At 71.0% G+C, this 13,367-nt stretch carries 11 protein-coding genes; 2 read left to right on the top strand and 9 right to left on the bottom strand.

Translation table 11 applies throughout. From position 1 onward, the window contains the following. Positions 1-15: 15 nt before the first annotated feature. On the bottom strand, positions 16-1,365 hold the full coding sequence (locus AQI70_RS11970; protein ID WP_062147394.1) for an MFS transporter: 1,350 nt from the start codon (positions 1,363-1,365) through the stop codon (positions 16-18). 167 nt (positions 1,366-1,532) lie between these two features. Next, on the bottom strand, positions 1,533-2,198 hold the full coding sequence (locus AQI70_RS11965; RefSeq protein WP_062147390.1) for a TetR/AcrR family transcriptional regulator: 666 nt from the start codon (positions 2,196-2,198) through the stop codon (positions 1,533-1,535). Between the two features lie 168 nt (positions 2,199-2,366). Here AQI70_RS11965 and AQI70_RS11960 point away from each other — a divergent pair, with 168 nt between their 5' ends. Together AQI70_RS11960 and AQI70_RS11955 are read left to right on the top strand one after the other, a co-directional pair. Further along, positions 2,367-3,251, top strand: coding sequence for a shikimate dehydrogenase (locus AQI70_RS11960; RefSeq protein ID WP_062147387.1), 885 nt, complete (start codon positions 2,367-2,369; stop codon positions 3,249-3,251). A 64-nt stretch (positions 3,252-3,315) separates the two neighbouring features. Then, the gene (locus tag AQI70_RS11955; protein WP_062147384.1) at positions 3,316-5,097 is read left to right on the top strand and encodes a bifunctional sugar phosphate isomerase/epimerase/4-hydroxyphenylpyruvate dioxygenase family protein; all 1,782 of its coding nucleotides are present in this window, start codon (positions 3,316-3,318) and stop codon (positions 5,095-5,097) included. 1 nt (position 5,098) lies between these two features. Here the strand turns inward: AQI70_RS11955 and AQI70_RS11950 are convergent, their stop codons facing one another. From AQI70_RS11950 to tal, 7 genes are all read right to left on the bottom strand, one after another. After that, on the bottom strand, positions 5,099-6,562 hold the full coding sequence (locus AQI70_RS11950; protein ID WP_062147381.1) for a hypothetical protein: 1,464 nt from the start codon (positions 6,560-6,562) through the stop codon (positions 5,099-5,101). 73 nt (positions 6,563-6,635) lie between these two features. Continuing rightward, a complete protein-coding gene (locus tag AQI70_RS11945) occupies positions 6,636-7,223 on the bottom strand; it encodes a histidine phosphatase family protein (RefSeq protein WP_062147378.1) in 588 nt (195 codons plus the stop codon). 5 nt (positions 7,224-7,228) lie between these two features. Continuing rightward, a complete protein-coding gene (gene gnd / locus AQI70_RS11940) occupies positions 7,229-8,107 on the bottom strand; it encodes a phosphogluconate dehydrogenase (NAD(+)-dependent, decarboxylating) (RefSeq protein ID WP_062147374.1) in 879 nt (292 codons plus the stop codon). A gap of 1 nt (position 8,108) precedes the next feature. Further along, positions 8,109-9,761 carry a glucose-6-phosphate isomerase gene (gene pgi, locus AQI70_RS11935; RefSeq protein ID WP_062147371.1) on the bottom strand — a complete coding sequence of 551 codons (1,653 nt, stop codon included), beginning with the start codon at positions 9,759-9,761 and terminating at the stop codon, positions 8,109-8,111. Beyond that, positions 9,754-10,689: a glucose-6-phosphate dehydrogenase assembly protein OpcA gene (gene opcA / locus AQI70_RS11930; protein ID WP_062147368.1), complete on the bottom strand. Its 936-nt coding sequence runs from the start codon at positions 10,687-10,689 to the stop codon at positions 9,754-9,756. Before opcA ends, pgi begins: the two co-directional genes overlap by 8 nt. Further along, positions 10,686-12,215 (bottom strand): glucose-6-phosphate dehydrogenase, encoded by a 1,530-nt coding sequence (zwf, locus tag AQI70_RS11925; protein ID WP_062147360.1) that lies wholly within the window; start codon positions 12,213-12,215, stop codon positions 10,686-10,688. The genes opcA and zwf overlap by 4 nt, the downstream gene beginning before the upstream one ends. Next, positions 12,212-13,360, bottom strand: coding sequence for a transaldolase (tal, locus tag AQI70_RS11920; RefSeq protein ID WP_062147357.1), 1,149 nt, complete (start codon positions 13,358-13,360; stop codon positions 12,212-12,214). The genes zwf and tal overlap by 4 nt, the downstream gene beginning before the upstream one ends. Positions 13,361-13,367 lie beyond the last annotated feature (7 nt).

The following is a 13,367-nucleotide window of genomic DNA, read 5'->3' as shown; positions in this document are numbered from 1 at the left end:
GAAGCCCCGTCGGGATCAGGCCGTCACCGTCTCCGGCTGCGCGGCCTCCCGCTGTGACCTCACGCCGAGCCGCTCCGTCGGCACCTTGGCCGTCTCGCGGGCCGAGAGGGCGGCGATGACCGGCGGCACGCACAGGGCCGCCGTGAACAGGCCCACCGCGGACCAGTCGTCCCCGTTCGGGCCCGCGATCTGCGCGGCGAAGGTGACCGCGAAACCGGCCACGGCGAAGCCGATCTGGGTGCCGATGGCCATGCCCGACAGCCGGACCCGGGTGGAGAACATCTCGCCGTAGAAGGCGGGCCACACCCCGTTCGCGGCGCTGTAGACCACCCCGAAGGCGACGATGCCCAGCAGCAGGGTCAGCGGGTAGGAGCCGGTCGAGATCGCCCACAGGTAGAGGAACATCGTCACGGCGCTGCCCGCCGCGCCGATCAGATACACCGGCCGGCGGCCGATCCGGTCCGACAGCGTGGCCCACAGCGGGATCGCGGCGAGCGCGACCAGGTTGGCCAGGGCACCCACCCACAGCATGGCGGACCTGCTCATCCCCACCGAGTCGCTCGTGGCGTACGACAGCGCCCACACCGTGAAGATCGTGCTGACCGAGGCGACCAGCGCACCGGCGATCACCCGCAGCACATCCGCCCAGTGCTCCCGCAGCAGCACCGCCAGCGGCAGCTTGGCGACACCCTCGGCGGCGGCCTGCCGCTCGAAGGCCGGCGTCTCCTCCAGCTTGCGCCGGATGACGAAGCCGACGACCGCGACCGCGACGCTCATCCAGAACGGCACCCGCCAGCCCCACGACAGCAACTGCTCCTCCGGGAGCGCGGCGACCGGGATGAAGACCAGGGTGGCCAGCAACTGCCCGCCCTGGGTGCCGCTCAGCGTGAAACTGGTGAAGAAGCCGCGCCGGTGCGGTGGCGCGTGTTCCAGGGTCATCGAGTTGGCGCTGGCCTGCTCACCCGCCGCCGAGATGCCCTGCAGCACCCGGCACAGCACCAGCAGGACGGGCGCCAGGGTGCCGACCTGGTCGCGGGTCGGCAGACAGCCGATGAGGAACGTCGACACGCCCATCAGGATCAGCGTGAAGACCATGATCTTCTTGCGGCCCAGCCGGTCGCCGAAGTGACCGAGGAACAGCGCGCCGACCGGCCGGGCGGCGTACGCCACGCCGAAGGTGGCCAGCGACAGCAAGGTGGCGGTCGCCGGGTCGGACTCGTCGAAGAAGACCTCGGGGAAGATCAGCGCGGCCGCGCTGCCGTAGATGAAGAAGTCGTAGTACTCGAGTGCGCTGCCGATCCAGGCGGCGGTGGCGGCTTTCCTCGGCTGCCCGGGCGGGGCTGGGGAGGCGGCGGGGACGGACACGGCGTACTCCTTCGAGGGGACTCCAACGTAAGTGGAGTGGGGGTGGGAACGAGGGAATGGGGAGAGGTGCCGGATCCCGGCTAATTAACCCACTGGATAGTTAGTAGCGGTGGCTACGGATGTTGCGCCCACGTTTCCCGGGTGTCAAGGGGTGGTGCCGTACGACTTCAGCCCGCCGCGCGCTCCGCGGTCAGGTAGGCGATCACCATGTCACCGAGCATCGCGCGGTAGTGCTCGCGCTGCGCCGGATCCACCAGGTCACGGCCGAACAGCGCGCCGAAGGTGTGCCGGTTGGAGACCCGGAAGAAGCAGAAGGAGCTGATCATCGCGTGCAGGTCGACGGCGTCCACGTCGGCCGTGAACAGGCCGGACTTCTGCCCCGACTCCAGGATCCGGCGGATCACGTCCAGCGCCGGTGAGCCGATCTTGCCGAGCTTCGCGGAGGCGGCGATGTGCTCGGCCCCGTGGATGTTCTCGATGCTGACCAGGCGGATGAAGTCGGGGTGCTGCTCGTGGTGGTCGAAGGTCAGCTCCGCCAGCCGCCGGATGGCCGCGACGGGGTCCAGGTGCTCCACGTCGAGCTGCTGCTCGGCCTCCCGGATCACGCCGTACGCCCGTTCCAGCACGGCCGTGAACAGCTGCTCCTTGCCGCCGAAGTAGTAGTAGATCATCCGCTTCGTGGTGCGGGTGCGGGCCGCGATCTCGTCGACGCGGGCGCCGTCGTAGCCGGCGCGGGCGAACTCCTGCGTCGCGACGTCGAGGATCTCGGCCTTGGTGCGGGCGGCGTCCCGGATCCGTCCGCCTGTTCGTGCCGGCTCTTCGACGCTGGTCATCGGCTTCCTTCGGCGAGGGGTGGGCGCTCCCCGGTGGCCCACCCGCGTGCCGGTGATTGTAGAAGCCCCCTCGCCGCCCGTGTCGGGACAGGCCTTCCCAAGTGCGGGAACCTCCTGCTATGACTAACTCACCAGTTCGTACATTAGTGAGCCGTTCAGGAGGTCCCGGTGGCACAGGACGCCAAGGACTCGTATCTCGTCGGGCTGATCGGTGCCGGCATCGGACCCTCCCTCAGCCCCGCGCTGCACGAGCGGGAGGCCGACCGGCAGGGCCTGCGCTGTCTGTACCGGCTCATCGACATCGACACGCTCGGCGTCCCGCCCGAGGCGGTGGGCGACCTGGTGCGGGCCGCCCGCGACCTGGGCTTCGACGGGCTCAACATCACCCACCCGTGCAAGCAGCTCGTCATCGGTCACCTGGACGCCCTCGCCCCGCAGGCCGAGGCGCTGGGCGCGGTCAACACCGTCGTCTTCGAAGGCGGCCGGGCCGTCGGCCACAACACCGACGTCACCGGCTTCGCCGCCTCCTTCGCGCGCGGGCTGCCCGACGCGCCGCTGGAGCGGGTCGTGCAGCTGGGTGCCGGCGGCGCGGGCGCGGCCGTCGCGCACGCCATGCTGACCCTCGGCGCCGGGCGGATCACCGTGGTCGACGCGCTGAGCGACCGGGCCGCGGCCCTCGCGGGGGCGTTGAACCGGCACTTCGGCGCCGGCCGTGCGGTCGCCGCGGCGCCGGACGCGCTGGCCACGCTGCTGAGCCACGCCGACGGCCTCGTGCACGCCACCCCCACCGGCATGGCCGCCCACCCCGGTCTGCCCCTGCCGGCCGAGCTGCTCCACCCCGGCCTGTGGATCGCCGAGGTCGTCTACCGCCCGCTGGAGACCGAGCTGCTGCGCACCGCCCGGGCGCTCGGCTGCGCCACCCTCGACGGCGGCGGGATGGCGGTCTTCCAGGCCGCGGACGCCTTCCGCCTGTTCACCGGACGCGAGCCCGACAGCACCCGGATGCTCGCGGACATCGCCGAGCTGGCGGGTGCCGTGGGAACCCCGGGATAGGCAGGACAGGAGACAGGAACCCCGAGGCAGGCAGGACAGGAAAGAGGCAGGAAGAGGTATCGGCATGCGTACGTCCATAGCCACCGTCTCCCTCAGCGGATCCCTCACCGAAAAGCTCACGGCCGCCTCCAGGGCCGGCTTCGACGGCGTGGAGATCTTCGAGAACGACCTGCTGGCCAGCCCCCTCACCCTCGAGGAGATCCGCGCCCGCTGCGCCGACCTCGGCCTCACCATCGACCTCTACCAGCCGATGCGGGACATCGAGGCCGTGCCCGCCGACGAGTTCGCCCGCAACCTGCGGCGCGCCCGGCACAAGTTCGAGCTGATGCGGCGGCTCGGCGCCGACACGGTGCTCGTCTGCTCCAGCGTCCATCCGCTCGCCGTGGACGACGACGCGCTCGCCGCGTATCACCTGCGCCAACTCGCCGACCTGGCCCAGGACTTCGGCATCCGCGTCGCCTACGAGGCGCTGGCCTGGGGGCGCCACGTCAACACGTACACCCACGCCTGGCGCATCATCGAGGCCGCCGACCATCCCGCGCTCGGCACCTGCCTGGACAGCTTCCACATCCTCTCCAAGGGCTCGGACCCCAAGGGCATCGAGGACATCCCCGGCGAGAAGATCTTCTTCCTCCAGCTCGCCGACGCCCCGCTGCTCGCGATGGACGTCCTGCAGTGGAGCCGCCACTACCGCTGCTTCCCGGGACAGGGCGGCTTCGACGTGGCCGGTCTGGTCCGCCACGTCCTGCGCACCGGATACCGCGGGCCGCTGTCCCTGGAGGTCTTCAACGACGTCTTCCGCCAGGCCGACGCCGGCCCGACCGCCGTGGACGCCCGCCGCTCCCTGCTGGTCCTCCAGGAGACGCTCGGCCTGATCACCCCGCCCGCCTCCTGCGTCCCCACCGGCGTCGCCTTCGCCGAGCTGGTCACGCCCGACGCCGAGCCGGTCTCGGCCGTACTCGGCGCCCTGGGCTTCGCCCGCACCGCACGGCACCGCGGCAAACCGGTCGACCTCTGGCAGCAGGGCGAGGCCCGCGTCCTGGTCAACACGGCGGGCGCCGCACGCCGGGACGGCACCGGACTCGCCGCGATCGGCCTGGAGTCACCGGACCCCGCCGGAGCGGCCCGCCGCGCCGAGGCCCTCCTGGCGCCCGTCCTGCCACGCCGCCGCGCCCTCGACGACGCCCCGCTCGACGCGGTGGCCGCGCCCGACGGCACGGAACTCTTCTTCTGCGCGACGGACCGGCCCCAACTGCCCAACTGGCGGGCGGACTTCGCGGACGTCGGGCACGAAGCGCGCGGGGCCGCGACCGTGCGCGGCATCGACCATCTCGCCCTCACCCAGCCCTGGCACCACTACGACGAGGCCACCCTCTTCCACCGCAGCGTCCTCGGCCTGCACGCCCAGGAGAGCGTCGACGTCGCCGACCCGTACGGTCTGATGCGCAGCCGCGCCGTCACCAACGCCGACGGCAGCGTCCGTGTCGCCCTCGGCGTCGGCGCGGCGCCGACCGACGACACCGTGCACGCCCAGCACATCGCGCTGGCCACGGACGACGTGGTCGCCGCGGCCCGACGCTTCCGCCGGGCGGGCGGCCGGCTGCTGCCGATCCCCGCCAACTACTACGACGACCTGGCGGCCCGGTACGAGTTCGCCGACGGCGAGCTGGAGACGTACCGGGAGCTGGGCATCCTCTACGACCGCGACGCGTACGGCACGTTCCGGCACTGCTACACCACGACGGTCGGCCACGTCTTCTTCGAGCTGGTGCAGCGCGACGGCTACCGGGGCTACGGCGCCCCGAACGCACCGGTGCGGCTGGCGGCGCAGCACCTGGCGCGGTGACCTACTGGCGGTTGACGGTCCGGGACACACCGGCGACGACCGTCGTGGCCAGGATCCAGCCGGTGAGGACGAGGACATACGCCAGGGCCTGCTGCCAGCCCTCCGGGGCGAAGGCCGGTTCCTGTCCGAAGGAGATCACCGGCAGCAGCAGATCGAGCGTGTAGAACACCGGGTTGAAGTCGGGTGCCTCGTCCGCCTTCAGGGGCGGGGGCGCGTGCAGCGCGAACGCGACGGAGCCGACGGCGAGCAGCGACAGCAGCCAGCCCAGGGCCCGCATCGGCCGGAACCCGTAGCCGACGGTGGCGTCCTGGATGTGCCCCCACAGACGGCCGTACCAGGGCAGGGTGGTGCGGTGGCGGCGCTGCTTGGCGAGCTGGACGAGACGGGCGGCGTGGTCGTCGCCGATGCGGCGGTATGCGGCGGTCAACTGCTCGTAGGCGTGGGGGACATAGCCGTCGACATCCCGCTCCAGCATCGGCAGGCGGCGTTCGGCGGGCTCGTGCGGGGTGAGGGTCGTGTAGCCGAGGCCGTCGAGCCGGACCTCGTCCGGCAGCTTCTCCGGCTCCACGAACAGGACGTCCGTCTGGGCCCGGCGCAGGTTGAGACCGCCGTCCATCGGCGCGCCCCTGCGCAGCCACAGTTCCCCCACGGTGCAGCTGCCGGCCCGCAGTGCCATGTCACCCGGGTTCGACAGGCGCGCGTACGACAGGTCGAGCCTGCCCGCGATGCGGGCGCCCCGCAGCCCTGTCCACCCCTCCACATGCACGCGCCGCAGCAGGACGTCGCCGTCCACGCTGAGTGTCACCGCGTCCAAAGCGACCTGGCCGGGGCGGCTGAGCCGGGCCTCGTCCAGGTTGATCGACCCCGAGACCTGGGCGCCGTTGAGCCGCATCTCGCCCCGCACCCGGAGTCCCGGCGCCCACAGGTCGTCGCCGATCGCCGTCCGAGTGAGCTTGAGTACGGGTTCCCGGTCGTCCCGGGCGGTGATTTCGGCACGTTCCAGGAACAGCCCACCGGATATCTGCGCCCCGCTCAGATGCACCCGTCCGCGCACTCGGCACTCCGACAGGTTCACCAAGCCGTCGACCCGTGCGCTGCCGAGGTCGAGTGCGGGAAGAACGGAGCCCCGCAGGCTGAGTCTGCGCAACTGGGTGCCGTAGAGATCCGGCGGTTCCGTGAAGTGACAGCGGCTCAGGCGGATCGAGTGGTCCACAACGGCGTGCGTGAGGTCGAGCGTGCCCATGATCCGGGCGCCCACGACCCTCAGTGCGGCGATCTCGCCGTCCTCCTGGGGCGCGCTGACGAGCAACGCCTTCAGCACCGACGCGCGCAGCGCGCGTTCCCCACCCCAGTCGGCCCCCGTCGCCGCGTCCTCGTCCCCGTCGGTGCGGAAGTCCACGACCTCCCCTCGGGGGAAGGCCTGCCACACGCGCAGCTCGGCCGGCGTCAGATCGTTGATCTCCATCAGTCGGGACTCTGACGCCGGCCGTCGAACCTGTCAACTCACCGCCGGTTTCCCGCGATCCGGCCGGTGGCTGTCACGGCCGGGTGTTCCACTCGGCGACGACCGGCCGGCCGTGCTCCGTCGACAGGCGGCTCACCGTGCCCGTCGCCAGCTGGAACAGCCGCCCGTCCGCGGGTGCCAGCCCCAGCCTGCGGGCCGTGACGACCCGCAGGAAGTGGCCGTGCGCCACGAGGATCACATCGCCCTCGGCGAGCGCCGCCGCGACCCGGGACAGCACCCGGTCGGCGCGCGCACCCACCTCGGCCGGTGACTCACCGGGGTGACCGTCCGGTCCGGGCGGCACGCCGTCCGTCCACAGGGACCAGTCGGGGCGGGTGCGGTGTATCTCCACGGTGGTGACGCCCTCGTAGCCGCCGTAGTCCCACTCGTGCAGATCGGGGTCCGGTACGGCCCGGGCGACGCCCGCCAGTTCGGCGGTGCGCGCGGCGCGGTGCAGCGGGCTGGTGAGCGCCAGGGAGAAGGTCCGGCCGGACAGGAGCGGGGCCAGGGACTTGGCCTGTTCCTCACCGGCCCGGGTGAGGGGCAGGTCGGTCCAGCTGGTGTGCTGGCCCGACCTGCTCCACTCCGTCTCACCGTGGCGGACCAGGAGGAGATCCCCCACGGCCGCTACTCCTTCGACTCGACGGCGTGGCCGCCGAACTGGTTGCGCAGCGCCGCGATCATCTTCATCTGCGGGGAGTCGTCCTGGCGGGAGGCGAACCGCGCGAAGAGCGAGGCGGTGATCGCGGGCAGCGGCACGGCGTTGTCGATGGCGGCCTCCACGGTCCAGCGTCCCTCGCCGGAGTCCTCCGCGTACCCGCGCAGCTTCTGAAGGTGCTCGTCCTCGTCGAGGGCGTTCACCGCGAGGTCCAGCAGCCAGGAGCGGATGACCGTGCCCTCCTGCCAGGAGCGGAAGACCTCCCGGACGTCGGTCACGGAGTCGACCTTCTCCAGCAGCTCCCAGCCCTCGGCGTAGGCCTGCATCATCGCGTACTCGATGCCGTTGTGGACCATCTTCGCGAAGTGCCCCGCGCCCACCTTGCCCGCGTGGACATAGCCGTACGGCCCCTCCGGCTTGAGCGCGTCGAAGACCGGCCGCAGCCGGTCCACGTGCTCCTTGTCGCCGCCGACCATCAGCGCGTAGCCGTTCTCCAGGCCCCACACACCGCCCGAGACGCCCGCATCGACGAAGCCGATGCCCTTGGCGCCCAGCTCCTCGGCGTGCTTCTCGTCGTCCGTCCAGCGGGAGTTGCCGCCGTCGACGACGGTGTCACCGGGGAAGAGCAGATCGCCCAGCTCGTCGATGACGGACTGGGTGGGGGCGCCGGCCGGGACCATCACCCAGACCACGCGCGGGCCTTCGAGCCTGTCGACCAGTTCGGACAGGCTGCCGACGTCGGAGAGTTCGGGGTCGCGGTCGTAGCCGATGACGGTGTGGCCCGCGCGGCGGATCCGCTCGCGCATGTTGCCGCCCATCTTGCCCAGGCCGATGAGTCCCAGCTGCATGTCAGTGCACTTCCTTCAGTTCACGGTAGGCGGCCACGAGGGCGGCGGTGGAGGGGTCGAGGCCGGGGACATCGGCGCCGTCGGTGAGGGCGGGCTCGACTCGCTTGGCGAGCACCTTGCCCAGCTCGACGCCCCACTGGTCGAAGGAGTCGATGTTCCAGATCGCGCCCTGGACGAAGACCTTGTGTTCGTAGAGGGCGACCAGCTGGCCCAGGACCGACGGGGTCAGCTCGCGGGCGAGGATGGTCGTCGTCGGGTGGTTGCCGCGGAAGGTGCGGTGCGGCACCTGCTCCTCGGCGACGCCCTCCGCGCGCACCTCGTCGGCGGTCTTGCCGAAGGCGAGCGCCTGCCCCTGGGCGAACAGGTTGGCCATCAACAGGTCGTGCTGGGCCTTGAGTTCGCCGCTCAGCTCGTCGACCGGACGCGCGAACCCGATCAGGTCGGCGGGGATGACCTTGGTGCCCTGGTGGATCAACTGGTAGTAGGCGTGCTGCCCGTTGGTGCCGGGCGTGCCCCACACCACCGGTCCGGTCTGCCAGTCCACGGGCCGGCCGTCGCGCTGCACCGACTTGCCGTTGGACTCCATGTCCAGCTGCTGCAGATACGCCGTGAACTTCGACAGGTAGTGGCTGTAGGGCAGCACCGCGTGCGACTGGGCGCCGAAGAAGTTGCCGTACCAGATGCCCAACAGGCCCAGGATCAGCGGGGCGTTGGCCTCGGCGGGGGCGGTGCGGAAGTGCTCGTCGACGATGTGGAAGCCGTCGAGCATCTCCCGGAAGCGCTCCGGGCCGATGGCGATCATCAGGGACAGGCCGATCGCCGAGTCGTAGGAGTAGCGGCCGCCGACCCAGTCCCAGAACTCGAACATGTTGTCCGGGTCGATGCCGAACTCCGTCACCTTCTCGGCGTTCGTCGACAGCGCCACGAAGTGCCTGGCCACTGCCTTGTCGTCGCCGCCGAGCCCGGCCAGCAGCCAGGAGCGGGCCGAGGTGGCGTTGGTGATCGTCTCGATGGTGGTGAAGGTCTTGGAGGCGACGACGAACAGGGTCTCCGCCGGGTCCAGGTCCCGCACCGCCTCGTGGAGGTCGGCGCCGTCCACGTTGGAGACGAACCGGAAGGTCAGGGAGCGCTCGGTGAACGGGCGCAGCACCTCGTACGCCATCGCCGGACCCAGGTCCGAGCCGCCGATGCCGATGTTGACGACATTGCGGATACGGCGGCCCGTGTGCCCGGTCCACTCGCCGGAGCGGACGCGGTTCGCGAACTCGCTCATCTTGTCCAGCACCGCGTGCACCTTCGGCACGACGTTCTCGCCGTCCACCTCGATGACGGCGTCGCGCGGCGCGCGCAGCGCCGTGTGGAGCACCGCCCGGTCCTCGGTGACGTTGATCTTCTCGCCGCGGAACATGGCGTCGCGCAGCCCGAACACGTCGGTTGCGGCGGCGAGTTCCTGGAGCAGGGCCAGCGTCTCGTCGGTGACCAGGTTCTTGGAGTAGTCGATGCGCAGATCGCCCACGCGCACCACATACCGCTGCGCCCGCCCGGGATCGGCGGCGAACAGCTCCCGCAGGTCCGGGTGGAGCAGCGGGCCCGAACGGTGGTCCTCCAGCTCGGTCCACTCGGGGCGCCGGGTCAGCTTGGGAGTCTCAGACATGAGAGGGCGTCTCCTTGGTGCCCTCGCCGCGCAGGGCGATGGCGTACATCTCGTCCGCGTCGAGGCGCCTGAGCTCCTCGGCGATGAGTTCGGAGGTGGTGCGGACCTTCAGCGCGAGGGTGCGCGACGGCTGGCCCGGCAGGGACAGCGTGGCCAGCGGGCCCTCGGGACGGTCGATGACGATCTCGCCGTTCTCGGTGCCCAGGCGCACGCCCGTGACGACCGGTCCGGCGGTGACGACCCGCTCGGCGGTGACATGGAGGCGGGCCTCCAGCCAGCGGGCGAGCAGCTCGGCGGCCGGGTTGTCGGCCTCGGCCTCCACGGCCGCCGAGACGATCGGCACCCGGGCCTGGTCCAGGGCCGCGGCGAGCATGGAGCGCCAGGGGGTGAGCCGGGTCCAGGCGAGGTCGGTGTCGCCGGGCGCGTAGGAGCGGGCGCGGGCCTGCAGGTCGGCCAGCGGGGTCTCGGTGGTGTACAGGTCGGTGATCCGGCGCTGCGCCAGCGCGCCCAGCGGGTCCTTCGAGGGGTTCTCCGGCGCGTCCACCGGCCACCACACGACGACCGGGGCGTCCGGCAGCAGCAGCGGCAGCACCACCGAGTCGGCGTGCTCGGTCACCTCGCCGTACATCCGCAGGATGACCGTCTCACCGGTGCCGGCGTCGGCGCCCACCCGGACCTCGGCGTCGAGGTGGGAGCGGGTGCGGTCGCGCGGGGTGCGGGCGTGCCGCTTGATGACGACCAGGGTGCGCGAGGGGTGCTCGTGCGAGGCCTCCTCGGCCGCCTTGATCGAGTCGTAGGCGTTCTCCTCGTCCGTGACGATGACCATCGTCAGGACCATGCCCACGGCCGGCGTGCCGATCGCGCGGCGGCCCTGCACCAGCGCCTTGTTGATCTTGCTTGCCGTGGTGTCGGTCAGGTCGATCTTCATGGCCTGCGCCAGCTCCGTCCGTCTCGTGCGAGCATCTCGTCGGCTTCCTCGGGTCCCCAGCTGCCGGACGCGTACTGCGCCGGCTTGCCGTGCGTGTCCCAGTACTCCTCGATCGGGTCGAGGATCCTCCAGGACTCTTCCACTTCCTGGTGACGGGGGAACAGGTTGGCGTCCCCGAGGAGGACATCCAGGATGAGCCGCTCGTACGCCTCCGGGCTGGACTCCGTGAACGACTCGCCGTACGCGAAGTCCATCGTCACGTCCCGGATCTCCATCGAGGTGCCCGGCACCTTGGAGCCGAACCGCACGGTCACGCCCTCGTCCGGCTGGACGCGGATGACGATGGCGTTCTGGCCGAGCTCCTCCGTGGCGGTGGAGTCGAAGGGGGAGTGCGGCGCGCGTTGGAAGACGACCGCGATCTCGGTGACACGGCGCCCGAGCCGCTTGCCGGTGCGCAGATAGAACGGCACCCCCGCCCAGCGCCGGTTGTCGACATTCAGCTTGACGGCGGCGTACGTGTCGGTCTTCGACCGCGGGTCGATGCCGTCCTCCTGGAGGTACCCGAGGACCTGCGCACCGCCCTGCCAGCCGGCCGTGTACTGGCCGCGCACGGTGTGCCTGCCGAGGTCCTCCGGCAGCTTGACCGCCTTGAGCACCTTCAGCTTCTCGGTGAGCAGCGACGCGGCGTCGAACGCGGCCGGCTCCTCCATCGCGGTGAGCGCCATCAGCTGGAGCAGGTGGTTCTGGATGACGTCACGGGCCGAGCCGATGCCGTCGTAGTAGCCCGCCCGGCCGCCGATGCCGATGTCCTCCGCCATGGTGATCTGCACATGGTCGACGTACGACCGGTTCCAGATCGGCTCGAACATCTGGTTGGCGAACCGCAGCGCCAGGATGTTCTGGACGGTCTCCTTGCCCAGGTAGTGGTCGATCCGGAAGACCTGCTCCGGGTCGAACACCTCGTGCACGATCGCGTTGAGCTCGCGGGCGCTGGCCAGGTCGTGGCCGAACGGCTTCTCGATGACCGCCCGCCGCCAGGACCCCTCGGGGGCCTGCGCCAGTCCGTGCTTCTTCAGCTGCTGGACGACCTTCGGGAAGAACTTCGGCGGTACGGAGAGATAGAAGGCGTAGTTGCCGCTCGTGCCGCGCGCCGCGTCCAGCTCGTCGACCGTCTGGCGCAGCTGCTTGAACGCCATGTCGTCGTCGAAGTCACCCGGGATGAACCGCATGCCCTCGGCGAGCTGCTGCCAGACCTCCTCGCGGAACTCGGTGCGGGCGTGCTCACGCACCGAGTCGTGCACGACCTGGGCGAAGTCCTGGTCCTCCCAGTCCCGGCGGGCGAACCCGACGAGGGAGAAGCCCGGGGGCAGCATCCCGCGGTTGGCGAGGTCGTAGACGGCCGGCATCAGCTTCTTGCGCGACAGGTCACCGGTGACGCCGAAGATGACGAGCCCGGACGGGCCCGCGATGCGCGGGAGCCGGCGGTCGCGCGGGTCGCGCAGGGGGTTGTCCCAGTCGGAGGTCATTCCGCGTCAGCTCCCTTGCTGCCCAGCGACTTCTTCACGGCGTCCAGCAGGTCCTGCCACGCCACCTCGAACTTGGCGACACCCTCGTCCTCCAGGCGGGTGACGACCTCGTCGTAGGAGATACCCAGCGCCTCCACGGCGGCCAGGTCGGCGCGTGCCTGCGCGTAGCCGCCGGTCACCGTGTCGCCGGTGATCTCGCCGTGGTCGGCGGTGGCGTTCAGGGTGGCCTCGGGCATCGTGTTGACGGTGCCGGGGGCGACCAGCTCGTCGACGTACAGGGTGGACTTGTACGCCGGGTCCTTCACACCGGTCGAGGCCCACAGCGGGCGCTGCTTGTTGGCCTTGGCGCCGGCGAGGGCGGTCCAGCGGTCGCCGGCGAAGACCTCTTCGTAGGCCTCGTAGGCGAGACGGGCGTTGGCGAGCGCCGCCCGGCCCTTGAGCGCGAGAGCCTCGTCCGTGCCGATCGCCGTCAGCCGCTTGTCGATCTCGCTGTCGACGCGTGAGACGAAGAAGGAGGCGACGGAGTGGATGGCGGAGAGGTCCAGGCCCTTCGCGGCGGCCTTCTCCAGACCGGCCAGGTAGGCGTCCATCACCTCGCGGTAGCGCTCCAGGGAGAAGATCAGCGTGACGTTGACGCTGATGCCCTGGGCGATGACCTCGGTGATGGCCGGGAGTCCGGCCTTGGTCGCCGGGATCTTGATCATCACGTTGGGGCGGTCGACCAGCCAGGCGAGCTGCCTGGCCTCGGCAATGGTGGCCGCCGTGTGGTGCGCGAGCCGCGGGTCGACCTCGATGGAGACCCGGCCGTCCCGGCCGTCGGTGGCCTCGTACACGGGCCGCAGGATGTCGGCGGCGGCGCGTACGTCGGCGGTGGTCATCATGCGCACGGCCTCGTCGACCGTGACGCCCCGCACCGCCAGGTCGGCGAGCTGCTCCTCGTAGCCCTCGCCGGAGCCGATGGCGGCCTGGAAGATGGACGGGTTGGTGGTGACGCCCACCACGTTCTTGTTCTCGACGAGTTCGGCGAGGTTGCCCGACTCGATCCGCTTGCGCGACAGGTCGTCCAGCCAGATCGAGACGCCCTCGTCGGAGAGGCGCTTCAGGGTTCCCGCGGTGGCGGTTGCTGCGGTGGTCACAGTGATCATCTTCCTT

Origin of the sequence: Streptomyces curacoi (assembly GCF_001513975.1) — a bacterium.
In the GTDB taxonomy this organism is placed as follows: Bacteria; Actinomycetota; Actinomycetes; order Streptomycetales; family Streptomycetaceae; genus Streptomyces; species Streptomyces curacoi.
The sequence above is the reverse complement of the archived record's forward strand: the minus strand, read 5'-3'. Positions and strand labels throughout refer to the sequence as shown.

Bases quoted from the DNA above. Each gene is read 5' to 3' on its own strand.
- AQI70_RS11965 (WP_062147390.1), bottom strand. From the start codon at position 2,198: ATGACCAGCGTCGAAGAGCCGGCACGAACAGGCGGACGGATCCGGGAC.
- opcA (WP_062147368.1), bottom strand. From the start codon at position 10,689: ATGAAGATCGACCTGACCGACACCACGGCAAGCAAGATCAACAAGGCG.
- zwf (WP_062147360.1), bottom strand. From the start codon at position 12,215: ATGACCTCCGACTGGGACAACCCCCTGCGCGACCCGCGCGACCGCCGG.
- pgi (WP_062147371.1), bottom strand. From the start codon at position 9,761: ATGTCTGAGACTCCCAAGCTGACCCGGCGCCCCGAGTGGACCGAGCTG.
- gnd (WP_062147374.1), bottom strand. From the start codon at position 8,107: ATGCAGCTGGGACTCATCGGCCTGGGCAAGATGGGCGGCAACATGCGC.
- AQI70_RS11955 (WP_062147384.1), top strand. From the start codon at position 3,316: ATGCGTACGTCCATAGCCACCGTCTCCCTCAGCGGATCCCTCACCGAA.
- tal (WP_062147357.1), bottom strand. From the start codon at position 13,360: ATGATCACTGTGACCACCGCAGCAACCGCCACCGCGGGAACCCTGAAG.
- AQI70_RS11950 (WP_062147381.1), bottom strand. From the start codon at position 6,562: ATGGAGATCAACGATCTGACGCCGGCCGAGCTGCGCGTGTGGCAGGCC.